This window comes from Caballeronia sp. LZ032, assembly GCF_031451315.1.
GTDB lineage: Bacteria > Pseudomonadota > Gammaproteobacteria > Burkholderiales > Burkholderiaceae > Caballeronia.
Genome location: NZ_JARUXP010000001.1, coordinates 2,641,832 through 2,660,617, shown reverse-complemented (window position 1 = coordinate 2,660,617; position 18,786 = coordinate 2,641,832). Strand labels below are relative to the sequence as shown.

The following is an 18,786-nucleotide window of genomic DNA, read 5'->3' as shown; positions in this document are numbered from 1 at the left end:
GAACGCGAACGACGTCGCGCTGGGCTCGAAGTCGGTCTCGTCCAGCGCAGTGGCGACCCCCAGCATCGACATCAACGGAGTGAACTACGCGTTCGCTGGAACCGCGCCGGTTGGCACGGTGAGCGTCGGCTCAGCGGGCGCCGAGCGCACGATCACGAACGTTGCGGCCGGCCGTGTTTCGGCCACCTCGACGGACGCCGTGAACGGCTCGGAACTCTACGCCTCGAACCAGGCAATCGACCGGAACGCAACCGACATCAGTAACGCACTCAATGCGATAAACGGCCTCAACACAACCGGCTCGACGTACTTCCACGCCAACAGCACGGGAGCGGGCTCGACGGCGACGGGCGTCGACTCAGTGGCGATTGGTTCCGGGGCGGTGTCGGCGAACGCGAACGACGTCGCGCTGGGCTCGAAGTCGGTCTCGTCCAGCGCAGTGGCGACCCCCAGCATCGACATCAACGGAGTGAACTACGCGTTCGCTGGGACCGCGCCGGTCGGCACGGTGAGTGTCGGCTCGGCGGGTTACGAGCGCACGCTCACGAACGTTGCGGCCGGCCGTGTTTCGGCCACCTCGACGGACGCCGTGAACGGCTCGCAGCTCAATGCGACAAACCAGGCCGTGAGCAGCCTTCAGACCGAAGTGACGAACATCACGAACGCGGCGGGCAACGTGGGCAACTCGGTCGTGAAGTACGACGCTAACGCGAACGGCACGCCGAACCCGAGCAGCCTGACGCTTTCCGGTCCCGCCTACAACGCCGCGACGAACACGGGCGGCACGGCGGTTCATAACGTGGCCTACGGCCTCAACGCCAGCGATGCCGTCAATCTCGATCAATTGAACGAAGCCATCGGCAAGGTCGCGAACATCGCGCAGAACGCAAGCAGTCCGTTCATTGCAATCAACGGCGATCGGACGACGGAGGCTTCCGTCGCCACCGGCACGCACGCGGCCGCGATCGGACCTAGCGCCAGCGCGACCGGAGCGGGGGCCGTGGCGGTCGGCTTCGGCGCGACGGCGCAGGGGGGGAACTCGGCCGCGATCGGCGCCAACGCAACCGCACCGGCGGGGAACGCCGTCGCGCTCGGGGCCAACGCCGTGGCGGATCGAGACAATACGGTCTCAGTCGGCGCGGTGGGCAGCGAGCGTCAGATCACCAACGTCGCGGCCGGCACGCAAGGGACCGATGCGGTGAATCTGAACCAGCTGAACCAGAGCGTCGCGCAAGGCGTCAACCAGGCCAACGCGTACACGAACCAGCAATTCAACGTGCTGGGCGACCAGATCTCGTCAGTCGCACGCAGCGCCTATTCGGGCGTTGCCGCTGCCACGGCGCTGACGATGATCCCGGACGTCGATCAGGGCAAGACCATCGCAGTCGGCGTCGGCACGGCCAACTACAAGGGCTATCAAGCCGCAGCCCTTGGTGCCTCGGCACGCATCACGCAGAACATCAAGGTGAAGATCGGTGCGGGCGTGAGTTCGGCGGGCACGGCGGTGGGCGGGGGTGCGTCCTATCAGTGGTAACGCGCGGCCGGTCAGGCGGGCGGCGCGAGCCGCTCGCCTGACCGGCGTGACACGAATGAAAACTTCCAGGGTTCCAACTCAAATCATGAACATTCAACTTCTACTGGTAGGGCTGGTCGCGGCCGTTTTTGCAGGCTGCACGAGCTATTCCTCACCGATGACCAACACCGAACTGGTGACACTGAGCTCAGGCGAGCAAGCCTGGCGAGTCCAGTGTGAGGGGCTGTTCGGAAGCAGCGAAACATGCGCAAGGCACGCGCAGCAGATTTGCAAGGGCGAGAAGGTCCTCCTGGTCGAGTCCGTTGACGCCTTGTCGAGCGATGGCAAGGGGAAGAACGATCCGCGCGATCTGACCTTCATGTGCGACGATGCGGCCAGGCGGCCGGCTCCATTGCGCGAGCCCGTCGCCGCGGTCAGTCCCGTTCAGAAAACGAGCTTGACCGAACTGTCTGGCGCGAACTTCGACACAAACAGCGCGCGGCTCGACGCAAGCGCGCGAGCCAAGCTGGATGCTTTCATCGAGGCGAACCGGAATAACCGCGTCAAGCGCTTGAACATCGCGGGCTATACCGATTCGACGGGCACCCTGGCGGCCAATGAAAGTTTGTCGGAAGCGCGGGCGCGGTCGGTGCAGGGCTATCTGACGGCGCACGGCATGCGCGCCGAGGCCTACGACGTACGGGGGTTTGGCCCCATGTCGCCGGTGGCATCCAACGCGACCGCCGAAGGACGGGCGCAGAATCGACGCGTCGTGATCGAGGCGACCGGCGTCGAGGCTCACGCGGACTGAACATGATCGTGCAAGGCCGGGCATGCCTCACGCGCCGTGTCGCCAGGCATGCTCAGCAGACTTCGACACGCTGGGCCGCGAGCGTCTCGAGGTCATGGCGGAGCCGTTCGAACACCGGTTTCCACGCTGCGAACCGGTTTTGCCGATACAGCGTGGCAGTCGGATACCAGGGACTGTCCGGGCGATCGAGCAGCCAGACCCAATGCGGATTGACGTCGAGCAGCACCCACGTGCGCTGTCCCAGCGCGCCGCTCAGATGCGCCACCGACGTGCAGACCGAAATCACGAGATCGAGCGCGCCGATGAACGCCGCCGTGTCGTCAAAGCTCTTCAACTCGCCCGTATGATCGGCGATGTCGAACCCGGCGGAACGCGCGGCGGCGACGTCCGCGGCGGCATCGGGCTGCAATGAATAGAACGCGACGTTGTCGAGGTCGCGCAGATACGCTTCATGCCGTTCCAGTCCCACGCGACGAAACGGATTGCGCTGGTGCGTGCGGCTGCCGGTCCAGGTCAGCCCGACCTTCAGACGCGTTTCTTCCGCAAGGCGCGCGCGCCAGCCATCGACGGCTGCCGGATCGGCCTGCAAATAAGGCACCTGCGATGGAATCGTGTCCTCGCGGGTATCGAAGACGAACGGGAGCGTGACCATCGACACTTCATAGTCGAAGGGCGGCAACGACTCCAGCCCGCCGCCCAGGGTGAAGTCGTCGACGAAGCGGGCCAGCGTGCGACCGATCAACCAGCCCATCTGCGGAAAGGAGTTCCACACGAGCCGGCCGCCCTCGCGATGCACACGCTCGGCGAGCAGCGGCACGTAGCGGCAGAACTGAAGCAGATCGCCCATCCCTTGCTCGCCCCAGAGCAGCAGCGTCTTGCCCGCGAGCGGCTGGCCGGTCCATGCGGGCCCGGCGAACACCGGCCGTTTGCCGGCCAGTTCCTTCGAGCCGTCCCAGCGGGCCTCGTGTTCCGGCCATCCGGCGGCGTAGTTCCCGCGCAAGAGGTGCAGCATGCCCAGGTTCGAGCGATTCCCGGCGTTTTCGGGGGCGAGCTGCAGCGCCCGGGTGGCGTAGTGCTCGGCGTCGTCCCAGCGCTGGGCTTCGCGCAGCTTCTGTCCGTGATTGCTGACGACGACCGGATCGTCCGGCGCCAGCCTGACGGACTGTTCGCTCGCCGCGAGCGAGCCCGGGAGGTCGAAGCGCGCCAGACGTACTTTCGCGAGATTGACCCACAGGTTGGCATCGCGCGCATCGTGCGCGAGCGCGGCTTCGAGCAGCCGGGCCGCTTCCGACGACGCCGGATCCCGGTCGAGCAACGCGGCGGCGAGGTTGTTGCGCAGGCTGTGCAGGTCGGGATCGATGGCCAGTGCGTCGCGATACGGCGCAATCGCTTCGTCGTGGCGGTTCGCGAACTGCAGCGCCAGCCCCAGATTGAACTGCGTGAGCGCGCTGTGGGGCTCGAGTTGCGCGAGCGTGCGCGCGATGGCTTCCGCATCGGCGAGCCGTTGCTCCGCGGCCAGCCGCTGAAGCAGACCGCCGACGGACGCGCCGTCGATGGGAAACAGGTGTCGCGCGGCGTCAAGCCAGGTGTCGCGGACGATGGATTCGTTTCGCTGTTGCGCGCTCAGCGCGTTGCGCAGGAAAGCCTGGAAGACTTCGACCGTGCTGGCTGGCGAATGGCGATTCGATGCAGTCATTGGGCTATGCAGGACGGTGGCCGCGCAGGGTTTCACTGCGTTCAGTGTAGATCGGGAGTTGCGTGGCGTGAGGCTGGCGAGACCGTTCGCCGGGTCGGGCGCGTCAGTGGAAGCGCGTCGGGTGAAATTATCCCGCACGTGGTGCGCGCTAAATGTCAAACACGGTCAAATAACGCAACAGTCAGGTGGGGTGTATCGCAAGGGCTGCGGGAAGGGGAAAGGGATGCGCACGACCAAAAAAAAGGCGTGCCGCAAAGGAAGCGCGGCACGCCCAGGCGAAATGCGAGGCTGTCTTTCACCAAAAATGCAAGACTGTCGGCCGAGCGCGTGCCGGGAGACTGGCGACAAGTGAGGCGGCTTGTCCAGAGGTCTCGAGTCCCACAGGCATTGATTATTATCTCGTGGAAGATAAATTTCACTCAGAATAAGGCTAAATTGCGGCCGAAGCTCAAACTTGTCGAAGCGCCCGATGTCCGCTTTTCCGGGAAAAATTTCTGATTTCGGGGCGAACATTGATTCGCCCTGTTATTAGCGATACCCTTACACCTTTAATGGTCGCCAGATCTCGGTTCAACGCGGGGACAATCGTTTCGTGAGGCGCGTCTGGGCTTTTTCCTGCTTGCTCGGCTTGAGCATCGTTCTCGTCGGGTGCGGCAAGGACGAGCCGCGCAGCCATTCCCAGGAACCGGTCGCGTCCGCTACCCCGGCGCCGGTTCAGCCGGCGGAAGCGGTTCGCCAGGCACAGCCAGCCGGGCCGAGCGGGCAAAGTGGGCCGGCCGCGTCAGGTCAGGACGGCCTGGCCACCGTCCGGATCGCTCAGTTGCCGAAGCAGGCGGTCACCACCCTGCGGCTCATCGAGGCGGGCGGGCCGTTCCCTTACGAGAAGGACGGCGTCGTGTTCGGCAATCGCGAGCGTGTGCTTCCCCGGCATCCGCGTGGCTACTACCACGAATACACGGTTCCCACCCCGCGCGCGAGGGACCGCGGCGCGCGCCGCATCGTATGTGGCGGACCACGCAGGCAGATCGGCGAGTGCTTCTACACGGACGATCACTACACCAGTTTCAAACGCATTACGGATTAACCAGGGATTAACGGCATGAGCGACAGCATCTACGCGCACGATCACAGCGTCGCGAGTGATCTTTTCGCCACCGGCGATGGCAACCTGTTCCAGCGAGTATTGCGGCTACGCATGACAGAACACGACAACAGACCCGGCGACGAGACCAGTCCCGACGAGTCCCATGCGCCTCACCTGCATGAAGAAGATGCGGAAGCGATGTTCGCCACGGTGCGGCCGAACATCGTCCAGTCCATCCGCGCGTTTCGCGTGCAGGATCTGGCCGACGAGGCCAATCGCCTCGGCCAGCATTTTCTCTACGCGTACCTCGGCCAGGCACAGAGCAAGCAGGAAATACTGGAAACGATCGCCACGTCGTTCCTGTTTCCTAAGCACTTCGGCAAGAATTACGACGCCCTTTATGATTCGCTGACCGAGCTCGTCCACAAGGCGGGTTCGCAGCCTGGGTTCGTGATCGTGCTGGAGCAGCTTCCCATCGCGCAGAAGTTCGACAAGGAAGGGCGCGAAGTGCTGCTCGATGTCTTCCGCGACGCCGCTGAATTCTGGGCCGAGCGCAAGGTGGCGTTCCGCGTCTTCTATTCCTTCGTGTAAGCCCGCTGCGGTTTCTGTCCGTCCTCAGCCAGTCAGCCCGATGAGCGCGCCGCGTTCATCGGGCTGATTGCTTATGTGGACGCAGCCCGCGCTTCACCAGCCGCCCCAGCGCGCCGCCAGCGCCGCGAGTACCGCGATCCCGGCCGTCTCGGTGCGCAGCACGCGCGGGCCGAGCCCGAGCGTTGCGAAGCCGGCATCGACAATCGTCTGCTCTTCCGCAGGTGAGAAGCCCGCTTCCGGGCCGATCAGCAGCGTAACCGCGCCATTCGGCGGTTCGACGGGCAGCGCAGCGAAGCTCACTTCGGCGCGCGGCGACAGCAGCAGGCGCAGTTCACCTTCGGTTGCGGCGGGGAGATCGGCGAGCCAAACGTCGAGATCGCGCGGCGGAGCGACTTCCGGCACACGATTCCGGCCGCACTGCTCGCAGGCCGCGCGCGTCAGCGCCTGCCAGTGCGCCTGACGCCGCAGCGCCCGCTCGCCGGCGAGACGCACGACGCCGCGCTCGGCCGTCAGCGGCGCAATGCCCGCGACGCCCAGTTCCACGGCCTTCTCGATGAGCCAGTCCATCTTGTCGCCGCCCGCGATGCCTTGCGCAAGGATCACGCGATAGGGCGGTTCGGCTTCGCGGTCGCGATGTTCGTCGATGCGCGCGAGCGCCGCGCGCTTGGCGATATCGACCAGTTCGGCCCGATATTCGCCGCCGGCGCCGTCGAACAGGGTAATGACGTCGCCCGTCTGGAGGCGCAGCACGTGGACGTGGCGCACGACGGCGTCGGGGAGCGAGAAGGTTTGGCCCGGCGAGAGCGGGCCGTCGACATGAAAACGTGGCATGGAGGGTCGATCGCGGACCGGTGCGCCCGCGGATAGTGGAAATGCCTGGAGAGGCTCAGCCCAGATGGCGAGCGATGGCCCAGCGGTAGCCGTCCGGATCCTCGAATTGCGCGAAACGGTCGCCCCAGAACTGGTCCTGCGGCTCGATCAGCGGCTTCGCGCCGACGGCGAGCGCCAGCTGAAAGGTGGCGTCGACGTCGTCCACATACAGATAGAACGACTGCGGCGCCATGTGTCCCGCGGTCTTCGGCGTGCGCGCCTGCGAACCGTACGCGCCCTCGGGCGCGAACATCACGATCAACTGCCCGCGATACATCATCTCCACGTGGATGATCGTGCCGTCGTCGTTCACGCTGTCGCGCACGGTGAAGCCCAGCGCCTTTTCATAGAACGCGATGCTCACGCGCGCGTCGCGCACCGTGAGATACGGAGTCAGCCAGGGCACGTCGGCCGGGCGAGGGTCGGTCATCGGAAACACTCCTTGAAGCCTTGCTGCTGCGGGTGGTAAGACATTCTGCCATGAAGCCGTACGATCAATCGGCCGCGGGAAACCGGGCGACGACGGGCAGCCATGCGCCGCGCCGGACGGATTTCGCCTGATGAACGTCCGTTGCGTGCGCGCCGGAGCGTGTAATGTCGCGGGGTCTTTACCCGTGCGTGGTGACGACGACGCTCAGGAACGCAACGCGCGGACCGTGTTTTGCATGGAACATGCCCGCGGCCGCACAAGCGGGTTCGCGCCGGGTCCGCGGCTCCCATGGCCGCTCGGCGGACGGACCGGTCTGTTAGAATGACGGCCTCCCGATCCTCGTCGTTTCTCGTCGTTCCGGTCCTGAAAACGTTGTGTGCCGCGGGTCCGGCGCGAGTGAGACATCCAGCCAGAGAAGCACTGCGGATCTTTCCAGGACCTGCCCAGACTCGACATGACGACCCCGACTTCCAGCCAGACCGCCCCTGTGGCCAAAAACATGGCCAACGCAATCCGCGCGCTCGCCATGGACGCCGTTCAACAAGCCAATTCCGGCCACCCCGGCATGCCGATGGGCATGGCCGAAATCGGCGTCGCGCTGTGGTCGCGCCATCTGAAGCACAATCCGGTGAATCCGCACTGGTTCGACCGCGACCGTTTCGTGCTCTCGAACGGTCACGGCTCGATGCTGCTGTACTCGCTCCTGCACCTCACCGGCTACGACCTGCCGCTCGCCGAACTGAAGAACTTCCGCCAGTTGCATTCGAAGACGCCGGGCCACCCCGAAGTGGGCATGACGCCGGGCGTCGAGACGACCACCGGCCCGCTCGGCCAGGGCGTCGGCAACGCGGTCGGCATGGCGCTGGCGGAGGCGCTGCTCGCCGCCGAGTTCAACAAGGCGGACGCGAAGATCGTCGATCACCACACCTACGTCTTCCTCGGCGACGGCTGCCTGATGGAAGGCATTTCGCACGAAGCCTGCTCGCTGGCCGGAACGCTGAAGCTGAACAAGCTGATCGCGCTGTACGACGACAACGGCATTTCCATCGACGGCCACGTCGAGCACTGGTTCCACGACGACACCCCGAAGCGCTTCGAGTCCTACGGCTGGAACGTGATCCGCGCGGTGGACGGTCATGACGTCGATGCCGTCGACGCCGCCATCGCGGCCGCGAAGAAGTCGGACAAGCCCACGCTGATCTGCTGCCGCACGGTGATCGGCAAGGGCGCGCCGACCAAGGCGGGCGGCCACGACGCGCACGGCGCGCCGCTCGGCGACAAGGAAATCGCGGCGACGCGCGCGGCCATCGGCTGGAACTACGGTCCGTTCGAGATCCCGCAGGACGTGTATGCCGCGTGGGACGCGAAAGAGCAGGGCAAGCACGCGGAAACCGAATGGAACAAGGCGTTCGACGCCTATCGCGCGAAGTACGCCGCCGAAGCCGCCGAGTTCACGCGTCGCATGAGCGGCGAACTGCCGGCCAACTGGGCGGAAGCCGCGGCGAAGATCATCGAGGACGCGAACCAGAAGGGCGAGACCATTGCAACCCGCAAGGCCTCGCAGAACACCATCGAAGGTCTCGCGGCCGCGCTGCCGGAACTGCTCGGCGGCTCCGCCGACCTGACCGGCTCGAACCTCACCAACTGGAAGGCCTCAAAGGCGGTCCGCGCGGCGGGCGATCAGGAGAACGCCAACCCGGATCACGCGGGCATCCAGTGGGGCAACCACATCAACTACGGCGTGCGCGAGTTCGGCATGAGCGCGGCCATCAACGGCATCGCGCTGCATGGCGGCTATCGTCCGTTCGGCGGCACCTTCCTGACGTTCTCGGACTACAGCCGCAACGCGCTGCGCGTCGCCGCGCTGATGAAGTCGCGTTCCATCTTCGTGTTCACGCATGACTCCATCGGCCTCGGCGAAGACGGCCCGACGCACCAGTCCGTCGAACACGTCTCCAGCCTGCGCCTGATTCCGAACCTGCAGACCTGGCGTCCGGCGGACACCGTCGAGACGGCGGTTGCGTGGACGCATGCCATCGCGCATCACGGTCCGTCGACGCTGATCTTCAGCCGCCAGAACCTGCAGTATTCGCCGCGCAACGACATCCAGATCGCGAACATCGCGAAGGGCGGCTACGTGCTGCGCGACTGGAACGACGACATCCCCGCGCGCAAGATCATCCTCATGGCCACCGGCTCGGAAGTGCAGCTCGCCATGGAAGCGGTCGAGGCGCTGGCGAAGGAAGGCATCGGCGCGCGCGTCGTGTCCATGCCCTGCACGAACGTCTTCGACAAGCAGGACGCCGAGTATCGCGAACGCGTGTTGCCGAAGGGCGTGGCGCGCGTGGCGATCGAAGCGGGCGTGACGGATTTCTGGCGCAAGTACGTGGGCCTGGAAGGCGGCGTGGTCGGCATCGACACGTTCGGCGAATCGGCCCCGGCCGGCGCGCTGTTCAAGCACTTCGGCTTCACGGTGGAGAACGTCGTCAAGACGGCGAAGGACGTGCTCGCGGCGTGAACGCGCGTGCTTCCACCAGCGGACAAGGTTTTTTTACCATCAGGAGATAGACCATGACGATTCGCGTTGCAATCAACGGCTACGGCCGCATCGGCCGCAACACGCTGCGCGCGTTCTACGAGAACGGCAAGAAGCATGACATCGAGATCGTCGCGATCAACGATCTGGGCGATGCGAAGACCAACGCCCACCTGACGCAATACGACACGGCGCACGGCAAGTTCCCGGGCGAAGTCTCGGTGGACGGCGACTACCTCGTCGTCAACGGCGACAAGATCCGCGTGCTGGCCAACCGCAACCCGGCCGAACTGCCGTGGGGCGAGCTGAAGGTCGACGTGGTGTTCGAGTGCACGGGCTTCTTCACGACGAAGGAAAAGGCCAGCGCGCACATCAAGGGCGGCGCGAAGAAGGTCATCATCTCGGCGCCGGGCGGCAAGGACGTCGACGCGACCATCGTGTACGGCGTCAACCATAACGTGCTGAAGGCATCGGACACGGTCATCTCGAACGCGTCGTGCACGACCAACTGCCTCGCGCCGCTGGTCAAGCCGCTGAACGACAAGATTGGCCTGGTGAACGGCCTGATGACCACGATCCACGCCTACACGAACGACCAGGTTCTGACGGACGTGTATCACGAAGACCTGCGCCGCGCGCGCTCGGCCACGCACAGCCAGATCCCGACGAAGACGGGCGCGGCTTCGGCGGTCGGCCTCGTGCTGCCGGAACTGAACGGCAAGCTGGACGGCTATGCCATCCGCGTCCCGACGATCAACGTCTCGGTGGTGGATCTGTCGTTCATCGCCGCGCGCGACACGACGGTGGAAGAAGTCAACAAGATCATGAAGGACGCGGCGGAAGGTGAGCTGAAGGGCATTCTCGGCTACAACGACGCACCGCTGGTCTCGATCGACTTCAACCACAACCCGGCTTCGTCGAGCTTCGATGCGACGCTCACGAAGGTGTCGGGCCGTCTCGTGAAGGTGTCGAGCTGGTATGACAACGAGTGGGGCTTCTCGAACCGCATGCTGGACACGGCCGTGGCGCTCGCCAACGCCAAGTAAGCTGCACTGCGTTTCAGTCTCAGTTTCAGCTTCAGGCATGCAAAAGCCGCTCCTCGGAGCGGCTTTTTTTCGACTGCGTGTTGCGTGTTGCGTGGGTTCAGCCGAGCTTTTCGCGCAGGAAAGAGATGACATAGGGCGTGGCCGCTGCCGCGACCGTCGATGCCGTGCCCGGGTCCATGCCCATGCGCGCCGCAATCGATTCGGCGATGCGTCCTGTCAGCACGCCTTCACCGCCTTCCTCCATCGACTTGAAGAAGCCGTCGCCGCGCACCAGTCCCGACGCAAACGCCGCGAAGAAGCTCTTGCCGGGATGATCGCCCAGCAGGCCTTCGTGCTGCTCCTCCACGTGGGCATGGGCCGTTTCAGCCGCCGTGCCGAGAATCTGCTGGCTGTCTTCCGTGCTGAAGCCCTGGTCGGCGAGCGCCTGGGTGGCTTGTGCGCCGTGTTCCGACGCGAGAAATTCTGAAGCGAGTTGTTGCATGTCCATCGACGCTGCTCCTGTTGGTATTCAGTCAATTGCAGGGCAGCGCAAGCGCATGGAAAACTTTGGCGCGTGCGGCCCTTGCTGAGACCGCGAAGCGCCGGAGAAGTGCCGGCGCGCTATCGTTTCGGCACCGGAAAATGCACGCCCGCCCGCTGCGCCGCATTGACGATATGTCCTTCGATCGCCTCGCCGGCCGCTTCGCCGTCGCGTGCCTTGAGCGCTTCGATGATCGCCGCGTGTTCGTGGTACGTGGACAGCACCAGTTCCCGCCGATAGAAGGGCAGGCGCTGGCTCTCCTTCATGATGTCGGCGCTGCCGCGCAGGATCGATTCGATGGCCGCGTTGCCCGCGAGACTCACGATGCGCATATGGAACGCGAAGTCCAGCTGCGCGGCTTCTTCCAGCGCCGCTTCCGTCAGCGCGCCATGCAGGGACGCGAGGTTGTCGTCGAGCCAGTCGACGTCCGCATCGCCGATGGAATGCGCCGCCAGACGCGCGACAAAGCCTTCCAGCGCGAAACGCATCTGATAGGTGTCCGGCAGCGACGCCTGATCCGCGAAACGCCACGGATGCGCATTGCTCGCCTGCGTGCTGCTGACATACACGCCCTTGCCGGGGCGAATATGCAGCATGCCGAGCGCTTCGAGCGTGGAGAGCGCTTCGCGCAGCGAGGCCCGGCTGATCGCCAGTTCTTCCGATAACTGCCGCTGCGCCGGCAGCAGACTGCCTACCGGATACACGCTCGATTCGATGCGCTCGCGGATGGTCGCGATGGCCGCGTCGGTGACGGTGTGCGGAACGTTTTTCATGGGGAAGTGGGTGCTTTGGCCGGTCTGACCGCCATTGTATGCGCCTCCCGCCGGCGCGTGTGAACGACCGTTCGTCGACCTTTCCATGGCCATTTCCGTGCCGCTTCTTCACAGGGTAAACCGTTATCAATGCTTCCTTGACGCCGCTATATCGGCTTTCTAATATTCTCCATCACAGCACTGGTCCGACCAGTCGGAACAGTTGCTCCGGAGGTGAGACATTACACGAGGAGATGGTCGTGTCGAGATTTCTGAATTCGCTGTTCGGCAGGGTGATGATCGCGCTGGTCATCGGTATCGTGATCGGCGCGCTGTTTCCGCATTTCGGCCAGTCGCTGCGGCCGCTGGGCGACGGCTTCCTGAAGCTGATCAAGATGGTCATCGGGCCGATCGTGTTCTGTGTCGTGGTAAGCGGCATGGCAAGCGCAGGCGATCTGAAGAAGGTCGGGCGCGTCGGGCTGAAGGCGGTGGTCTACTTCGAGATCATGACCACGCTGGCGCTGGTGATCGGCGCGATTCTCGCGTGGATCACGCGGCCGGGCGTCGGCATGAACATCGACCTGCATACGCTCGATGGTTCCGCGCTCTCCACCTACACCGAGCATGCGAAGAGTCTCAAGGACACGGCGGGCTTCCTGCTGAAGATCATTCCCGACACCGCCGTCGACGCCTTCGCGAAAGGCGACATCCTGCAAGTGCTGGTGTTCGCGGTCCTGTTCGGCTCGGCCCTCTCGCTGCTCGGCAACAAGGCGCAGCGCGTGACGGTGTTCATCGACGAACTCTCGTCCGTGTTCTTCCGCATCATGGCGTTCATCATCAAGCTGGCGCCGCTCGGCGTGCTCGGCGCGATCGCGTTCACGACCGGTCAGTACGGCGTCGCGTCGCTCAAGCAACTGGGACTGCTGGTGATGGTGTTCTATGCCAGCTGTTTCCTGTTCGTGTTCGTGGTGCTCGCGGTGGTGATGCGGCTCGCGGGCTTCTCCATCTTCAAGCTCGTGCGCTATCTGCGTGAGGAACTGTCGATCGTGCTCGGCACGGCGTCCTCGGATGCGGTGCTGCCGCAGATCATGCGCAAGCTCGAATGGATGGGCGTGAAGGATTCCACCGTCGGTCTGGTGATCCCGACCGGTTACTCGTTCAACCTCGATGGCTTCTCGATCTACCTGACGCTCGCGGTCATCTTCATTGCGCAGGCCACCAACACGCCGCTGTCGCTGCACGATCTGATCGTGGTCGTGTTGGTCTCGCTGGTGACGTCAAAGGGCGCGCACGGCATTCCGGGCTCGGCCATCGTGATTCTCGCGGCGACGCTCTCCGCCATTCCCGCGATCCCCGTGCTCGGGCTCGTGCTGATCCTGCCGGTGGACTGGTTCGTCGGCATTGCGCGGGCGGTGACGAACCTGATCGGCAACTGCGTCGCGACCGTGGTCGTCGCGGTGTGGGAAAACGACATCGACCGGGTGCGTGCGAAGCGCGTACTCGACCAGGACGCCGACTATCGCTTCGTGCCCGCCGCGCCGGACGCGGCGCACGGCAACGAACCCGCTCATGCAGTCTGAACATTCACGCAAACGCAAACGCAACCGAAGGAATTCGACATGGCCAATCCGCTTCTCCCCGCCGACGCTCCCACATTCGCCCGCCGCTACATGAATCTGGCTGATCCGCGCCTGGGCGCGCAGGCGCTCTTCGCCAGCGATGAATTCTTCGCGCCGAAGTCGCGCATGCTGGAGCCGCAGCCCGCGGTGTTCATCCCCGGCAAGTACGACGAACACGGCAAGTGGATGGACGGCTGGGAGACGCGCCGCAAGCGCACGACGGGTTACGACTATTGCATCGTCAAGCTCGCGCGCGCGGGCGTGATTCACGGCATCGACATCGATACGAGTCACTTCACCGGCAACTTTCCGCCTGCGGCGTCCATCGACGCCTGCGTGAGCAACAGCCCGAATCCGCAGGAAGACGGCGACTGGCGCGAGATCGTGCCGTCGACGACCCTCAAGGGCGATCATCATCACTATCTCGACATCGCCGACAGCCGCGCCTACACGCATCTGCGCGTGAACATCTATCCGGACGGCGGCATCGCGCGGCTGCGGGTGTACGGCCAGCCGAAGACGGATTTTGCGCGCGTCGAACGCGGCACGCTGCTCGATCTCGCGGCGCTCGAGAACGGCGCTTCGCTGATCGCGGCGAACAACCAGCATTTCGGTCCTGCGTCGCAGATGCTGATGCCCGGACGCGGCGTCAACATGGGCGACGGCTGGGAAACGCGGCGCCGGCGCGAGCCCGGCAACGACTGGGCGATCGTCGCGCTCGCGCATGCCGGCGTGATCCGCGCGATCGAAGTCGACACCGCGCACTTCAAGGGCAACTATCCGGACCGCTGTTCGTTGCAGGCGGCGCGCGTCGTCGGCGGCACGGATGAATCGCTCGTCACGCAGGCAATGTTCTGGCCGGTGCTGCTCGACGAGCAGAAGCTCTCGATGGACAGCGTGCATCGCTTCGAGCACGAACTCGCCGCGCTCGGCCCGGTGACGCACGTACGCTTCAACATCTATCCGGACGGCGGCGTGTCGCGGCTGCGGATCTTTGGGGCAATCGAATGAAAACGCTGACGCTGGAACCGCTCACGCGCGAAGCTTTCGCACCGTTCGGCGATGTCATCGAACTGGAAGGCGCGCGCCATTTTCCGATCAACGCCGGCACGACCGAACGCTTTCACGATCTCGCGCGGGTGGACATCGGCTTCGAGAACGGCGGGCGTCCACTCATCAACCTGTTTCGCGGGCAGCCGCGTCCGCAACCGGTCGTCATCTCGATGATGGAGCGTCATCCGCTCGGCAGCCAGGCGTTCGTGCCGCTCGCCGACGTGCGCTATCTCGTGGTGGTGGCGCCGGCGGGCGAGTTCGATGCGAGCGCGTTGCGCGCGTTCCATGCGCGCGGCTGGCAAGGCGTGAACTATGCGCGCGGCGTGTGGCATCACCCGTTGATCGTGCTGGACCGGGAAGGCGATTTCATCGTGGTGGATCGCGGCGGCGACCAGCCGAACTGCGACGAACTCGACTTGCCCGAGCACTGCACGCTGATCGAACCGGCCGCGCGCGCCGCGTGATGTCGACTGCGAAATGCAGTTGCGAATCGCTCGCATAAGCAGATCGCGAAACGTACAGGCGAAGTAAAACCGCCGTCCATCGGAGAGATGGACGGCGGTTTTTTGCATCCGGCGCCGCTCGATCAGCGGCGCGCGGCGCTCAATGCTTGCGGTGCGGGCAGTTTTCCTTCGTGCATGCGCCGTACAGCGCGAGCGCATGCTCGTGGAGCTTGAAGCCGCGTTCCTTGGCGATCGATTGCTGGCGGCGTTCGATCTCCGCGTCGAAGAACTCCTCGACGCGGCCGCAGTCGATGCAGACGAGGTGATCGTGGTGCGATCCTTCGTTCAGCTCGAATACGGCCTTGCCCGATTCGAAATTGCTTCGCGACAGCAGGCCGGCTTGCTCGAACTGCGTGAGCACGCGATACACCGTGGCGAGACCGATATCCAGCTCTTCGTTGAGCAGGTTTCGATACACGTCTTCAGCGGTCAGATGGCGCACCGGGCTGTGCTGGAAAATCTCGAGAATCTTGAGGCGGGGCAGGGTCGCCTTGAGCCCGATATTTTTGAGATCGGCGGGATTGGTCATGGCTAGGCATCCCTAGAGTACAATTCAAGGTTCTCATAGTAATGCGTTTTTCCGATTCCCGACATCCCGCGTGCTTGCGTCGCGTATGCTTGCGGGCTCGTCGGACGAAGCGGGCGCGGACTTCAAGCGCCTCGCGTGAAAGGTGAAATGTTTTTTCAATCTTTATCGAATAGCAGGGAGAGCCGTCGCATGCGGGGAACCGTGATCGCAGCAACCTTGGCCGCATTGCTCGCCGGCTGCTCGGCGTACGACAGCGTCACGCAGAAGATCGCGCAAAGCATCACACCGTATCGGATCACGGTCGTGCAAGGCAATTTCGTTTCGGCGGAAGCTGCCGCGCAGATGCAGGTCGGCATGTCGCGCGACCAGGTGAAGCAACTGCTGGGCACGCCGCTGCTCATCGACATGTTCCACGCGGACCGCTGGGACTACGTCTTCTACTTCAAGCGCGGATCCACCGCCGTCGTGCAGCAACGCGACTTCGTCGTCAACTTCGCGAGCGACCGCGTGGTGAGCTGGTCGGGCGGTGAAAACCTGCCGTCAAACCTCGAACTGCTCGCCGAAATCGACGGCGACAAGGGCGTCAAGGTTGCCAAGACGGCGCCTGGCGCTGCGGCGGCTCCGGCATCGGCGGCTTCGGCCGCGTCGGGCGTGACCGTTACGGCGCCGGCAGGCGAGCCGTCCACGCAGCCCAACGCGTCGAATGCCTTTGCCGGCGACGCCAACCAGCAGGCCGCGCAAGCCGCCAACCGCGCGACGGCGCAAGTCGAAATGCCTGCGGGTCGTCAACGTTCTTCGGCATTCAGCAGCGCGCCGACGAGCGCGGGCGGCGCGCCGGGTGCGGGCGGCGCCTCGGGCAGCAACTCGCAGATCCAGCTCCAGCGCAAGCCGCAGCCGATCCAGATTCCCGACAGCAGCGCGGTCGGTCCGGCGAGTACGTCGCCCGCGCCGGCCGGAAGCGGCAGCGGCCAGACGCAGTTCACGATGCCGCAGTAGAGTCAGTCGGTCCGGACTCGAGTGCCGGGCCGCCTTGCTGAAACATCGCACTGAACCACCACGCCCCGGCCGCGCGCCGGGCGCGGTTCATCAAACGAGATTGCCATGAAGATCGCCATCGCCGGCGCATCGGGCCGCATGGGCCGGATGCTGATCGAAACCGTTCTCAACGATCCCGACGCCCAGCTCGTCGGCGCACTCGACCGGCCCGGCGTGCCGCAGCTCGGCCAGGACGCGGGCGCGTTCCTCGGCAAGACGACCGGCGTGCTGCTGACCGACGACATCGAGCGCGTGTTCGCCAACGCCGACACCCTGATCGACTTCACGCGCCCCGAAGGCACCCTCGTTCACCTGGAAGCGGCGCTGCGCCACAACGTGAAGCTGATCATCGGCACGACCGGTTTTTCGGACGAGCAGAAGACGCAGCTGAAGGAGGCCGGCGAGAAGATCGGCATCGTGTTCGCGCCGAACATGAGCGTCGGCGTGAATGTCACGATGAAGCTGCTCGAATTCGCCACGCAGCATTTCGCGACCGGCTACGACATCGAGATCATCGAGGCGCATCATCGCCACAAGGTGGACGCGCCCTCGGGCACGGCGCTCGGCATGGGCGAAGTCATCGCGAAGGCCCTCGGCCGCGACCTGAAGGACTGCGCCGTGTACGCCCGCGAAGGCGTGACGGGCGAACGCGATCCGTCGACCATCGGCTTCTCCGCGATTCGCGGTGGCGACATCGTCGGCGATCACACCGTGCTGTTCGCGGGCATCGGCGAGCGCATCGAGATCACGCACAAGTCGTCCAGCCGTCTCTCCTATGCACAAGGCGCGCTGCGCGCCGCGCGTTTCCTGCAAAGCCACGACAAGGGCTTCTTCGACATGCAGGACGTGCTCGGCCTGCGCTGATACCGCCGCGCGACCATGGCCGCCACGGGCGTCATCCACTATCTGCAATCCGGCGACGCCGTCACGCACGCGGTCGCCAGCCTGCTGCTCGCGATGTCCCTCGCCAGCTGGTGCTTCCTGCTCATGAAGGCGTGGATCCTTGCGCGCGCCAAATGGCAGGGTCCGCGCGCGCTGCAACGCTTCTGGCAGTCGGCGACGCTCAAGGACGGCATCGGCGCGTTGCGGCGCGCCGATCGCGAACGCGTCTTCCTGCCGCTCGCCGAGGCCGCCTGGCGCGCGTCCGAGGCGGACATGCCGGGCGCACTGCTGTCGCGGGTCGAACGCAATGAGCGCGTGCTGCGGGCGCTGCGCCAGGCGATGCTGAGCTCCCAACGCCGTCTCGAATTCGGCCAGGTGCTGCTGGCGTCCGTGGGCAGCACGGCGCCGTTCGTCGGCCTGCTCGGCACCGTTTGGGGCATCTACCACGCGCTGTCCAGCATTGCGTCGAGCGGGCAGGCGATGATCGAGAACGTCGCGGGGCCGGTCGGCGAGGCGCTCATCATGACGGCCTTCGGTCTGGTCGTCGCGATTCCCGCCGTGCTCGCCTACAACGTGCTCGGCCGCTACGTGCGGCAGATTTCCGAGGAACTCGACGGCTTCGCTCACGACCTGCACGCGTTCGTGTGCGGCACGGCGGACACGGAGCGCACATGGCCTTCGGCGGACTAGACAAGCACGCGAACGGCCAGCCGATGGCCGAGATCAACATGACGCCGCTCATCGACGTCATGCTCGTGCTGCTCGTCATCTTCATCATCACGGCGCCGCTGTTCACGCACGCCATCCGCCTCGACCTGCCGAAGGTCTCGTCCCAGCCGGCGCGCGAGACGCCGCAGACCATCACGCTGTCCATCGACGACACCGGCAAGCTCTACTGGAACGACACGCTCATCGGCGTGGAGCAGATGCGCGCGCGCTTCGTCGAGGCGGGCCGCGCGGCGCAGAAGCCGGAACTGCATCTGCGTGCCTCCAGCGCGACGCGCTACGACGTCATCGCGCAGGTGATGGGCGCGGCGCAGCAGGCGGGGATCGAGCGGATCGGCTTCGTGACACAGCCGGCGCAGCAGTCGGCGCGTTGAGTTCGCGCGGCGCGTGCATGCGCCTGACGCGCCGCATCGAACGGTATAATCGCGATTTGCCCGTTTTTGCGCGGATTGCCTCCGCCAGCGGGCCGACATTCGACGCCGCGCCGGTCCGGCACACGAGACCCCGTGACCCCGCGGCGCCAGGATCAGCCGTTTGCCATCACGAGAGCGGCGGGTTCCGAGGTCCGTTCCCAGCCTTAGCGTAAAGCC

18 protein-coding genes and 2 pseudogenes are annotated in these 18,786 nt (G+C 65.1%); 14 read left to right on the top strand and 6 right to left on the bottom strand.

The features are described 5' to 3' along the window. Both QCE69_RS12495 and QCE69_RS12490 read left to right on the top strand, forming a co-directional pair. Window positions 1–1,534, top strand: a 1,534-nt coding sequence (locus tag QCE69_RS12495; protein WP_309931016.1) for a YadA-like family protein, incomplete at its 5' end; no start/stop codon positions are given. 85 nt (window positions 1,535–1,619) lie between these two features. Next, complete coding sequence (locus QCE69_RS12490) at window positions 1,620–2,324, top strand: OmpA family protein (RefSeq protein WP_309931014.1); 705 nt, start codon at window positions 1,620–1,622, stop codon at window positions 2,322–2,324. Window positions 2,325–2,376: 52 nt separating this feature from the next. Here QCE69_RS12490 and QCE69_RS12485 read toward each other — a convergent pair whose 3' ends face one another. Further along, on the bottom strand, window positions 2,377–4,020 hold the full coding sequence (locus QCE69_RS12485) for a tetratricopeptide repeat protein (RefSeq protein ID WP_309931012.1): 1,644 nt from the start codon (window positions 4,018–4,020) through the stop codon (window positions 2,377–2,379). 592 nt (window positions 4,021–4,612) lie between these two features. Between QCE69_RS12485 and QCE69_RS12480 the strand changes: the two genes are divergently transcribed. From QCE69_RS12480 to QCE69_RS12475, 3 genes and pseudogenes are all read left to right on the top strand, one after another. After that, window positions 4,613–5,104, top strand: coding sequence for a ribonuclease (locus QCE69_RS12480; protein ID WP_309931010.1), 492 nt, complete (start codon window positions 4,613–4,615; stop codon window positions 5,102–5,104). 15 nt (window positions 5,105–5,119) lie between these two features. Then, window positions 5,120–5,228, top strand: a pseudogene (locus tag QCE69_RS39530) (barnase inhibitor); the annotation flags it as partial. A gap of 74 nt (window positions 5,229–5,302) precedes the next feature. Beyond that, window positions 5,303–5,695 (top strand): annotated as a pseudogene (locus QCE69_RS12475) (barstar family protein); the annotation flags it as partial. 93 nt (window positions 5,696–5,788) lie between these two features. On the opposite strand, the gene QCE69_RS12470 reads toward QCE69_RS12475, so the two are convergent. Together QCE69_RS12470 and QCE69_RS12465 are read right to left on the bottom strand one after the other, a co-directional pair. Further along, complete coding sequence (locus tag QCE69_RS12470; protein ID WP_309931007.1) at window positions 5,789–6,526, bottom strand: 16S rRNA (uracil(1498)-N(3))-methyltransferase; 738 nt, start codon at window positions 6,524–6,526, stop codon at window positions 5,789–5,791. A gap of 55 nt (window positions 6,527–6,581) precedes the next feature. Further along, window positions 6,582–6,995 (bottom strand): VOC family protein, encoded by a 414-nt coding sequence (locus QCE69_RS12465; RefSeq protein WP_309809771.1) that lies wholly within the window; start codon window positions 6,993–6,995, stop codon window positions 6,582–6,584. Window positions 6,996–7,494: 499 nt separating this feature from the next. Here QCE69_RS12465 and tkt point away from each other — a divergent pair, with 499 nt between their 5' ends. Further along, on the top strand, window positions 7,495–9,513 hold the full coding sequence (gene tkt, locus QCE69_RS12460) for a transketolase (protein ID WP_404987316.1): 2,019 nt from the start codon (window positions 7,495–7,497) through the stop codon (window positions 9,511–9,513). Between the two features lie 53 nt (window positions 9,514–9,566). Beyond that, window positions 9,567–10,577: a type I glyceraldehyde-3-phosphate dehydrogenase gene (gap, locus tag QCE69_RS12455; protein WP_309833325.1), complete on the top strand. Its 1,011-nt coding sequence runs from the start codon at window positions 9,567–9,569 to the stop codon at window positions 10,575–10,577. Between the two features lie 97 nt (window positions 10,578–10,674). Here gap and QCE69_RS12450 read toward each other — a convergent pair whose 3' ends face one another. Both QCE69_RS12450 and QCE69_RS12445 read right to left on the bottom strand, forming a co-directional pair. Continuing rightward, window positions 10,675–11,064: a hypothetical protein gene (locus tag QCE69_RS12450; RefSeq protein ID WP_309918407.1), complete on the bottom strand. Its 390-nt coding sequence runs from the start codon at window positions 11,062–11,064 to the stop codon at window positions 10,675–10,677. 113 nt (window positions 11,065–11,177) lie between these two features. Continuing rightward, window positions 11,178–11,870, bottom strand: coding sequence for an FCD domain-containing protein (locus tag QCE69_RS12445; protein WP_309918404.1), 693 nt, complete (start codon window positions 11,868–11,870; stop codon window positions 11,178–11,180). A 239-nt stretch (window positions 11,871–12,109) separates the two neighbouring features. Here QCE69_RS12445 and QCE69_RS12440 point away from each other — a divergent pair, with 239 nt between their 5' ends. The 3 genes from QCE69_RS12440 to QCE69_RS12430 are packed head-to-tail and all read left to right on the top strand — an operon-like array spanning window position 12,110 to window position 14,985. Further along, the gene (locus tag QCE69_RS12440; RefSeq protein WP_309931004.1) at window positions 12,110–13,429 is read left to right on the top strand and encodes a C4-dicarboxylate transporter DctA; all 1,320 of its coding nucleotides are present in this window, start codon (window positions 12,110–12,112) and stop codon (window positions 13,427–13,429) included. Window positions 13,430–13,468: 39 nt separating this feature from the next. Further along, window positions 13,469–14,479, top strand: a complete 1,011-nt coding sequence (gene alc / locus QCE69_RS12435; RefSeq protein ID WP_309931002.1) for an allantoicase — start codon at window positions 13,469–13,471, stop codon at window positions 14,477–14,479. Next, complete coding sequence (locus tag QCE69_RS12430) at window positions 14,476–14,985, top strand: ureidoglycolate lyase (protein ID WP_309918395.1); 510 nt, start codon at window positions 14,476–14,478, stop codon at window positions 14,983–14,985. The genes alc and QCE69_RS12430 overlap by 4 nt, the downstream gene beginning before the upstream one ends. A 139-nt stretch (window positions 14,986–15,124) precedes the next feature. Here the strand turns inward: QCE69_RS12430 and fur are convergent, their stop codons facing one another. Then, window positions 15,125–15,553 carry a ferric iron uptake transcriptional regulator gene (gene fur / locus QCE69_RS12425; protein WP_309809755.1) on the bottom strand — a complete coding sequence of 143 codons (429 nt, stop codon included), beginning with the start codon at window positions 15,551–15,553 and terminating at the stop codon, window positions 15,125–15,127. 189 nt (window positions 15,554–15,742) lie between these two features. On the opposite strand from fur, the gene QCE69_RS12420 reads away from it, so the two are divergent. The 4 genes from QCE69_RS12420 to QCE69_RS12405 all read left to right on the top strand — a co-directional run bounded on the left by QCE69_RS12420 (window position 15,743) and on the right by QCE69_RS12405 (window position 18,570). Then, window positions 15,743–16,549 (top strand): outer membrane protein assembly factor BamE, encoded by an 807-nt coding sequence (locus QCE69_RS12420; RefSeq protein ID WP_309918392.1) that lies wholly within the window; start codon window positions 15,743–15,745, stop codon window positions 16,547–16,549. Between the two features lie 105 nt (window positions 16,550–16,654). Beyond that, window positions 16,655–17,452, top strand: coding sequence for a 4-hydroxy-tetrahydrodipicolinate reductase (gene dapB, locus QCE69_RS12415; RefSeq protein WP_309931000.1), 798 nt, complete (start codon window positions 16,655–16,657; stop codon window positions 17,450–17,452). 15 nt (window positions 17,453–17,467) lie between these two features. Continuing rightward, complete coding sequence (locus QCE69_RS12410; protein WP_309809748.1) at window positions 17,468–18,160, top strand: MotA/TolQ/ExbB proton channel family protein; 693 nt, start codon at window positions 17,468–17,470, stop codon at window positions 18,158–18,160. Beyond that, the gene (locus tag QCE69_RS12405) at window positions 18,142–18,570 is read left to right on the top strand and encodes a biopolymer transporter ExbD (RefSeq protein ID WP_309918387.1); all 429 of its coding nucleotides are present in this window, start codon (window positions 18,142–18,144) and stop codon (window positions 18,568–18,570) included. The genes QCE69_RS12410 and QCE69_RS12405 overlap by 19 nt, the downstream gene beginning before the upstream one ends. Window positions 18,571–18,786 lie beyond the last annotated feature (216 nt).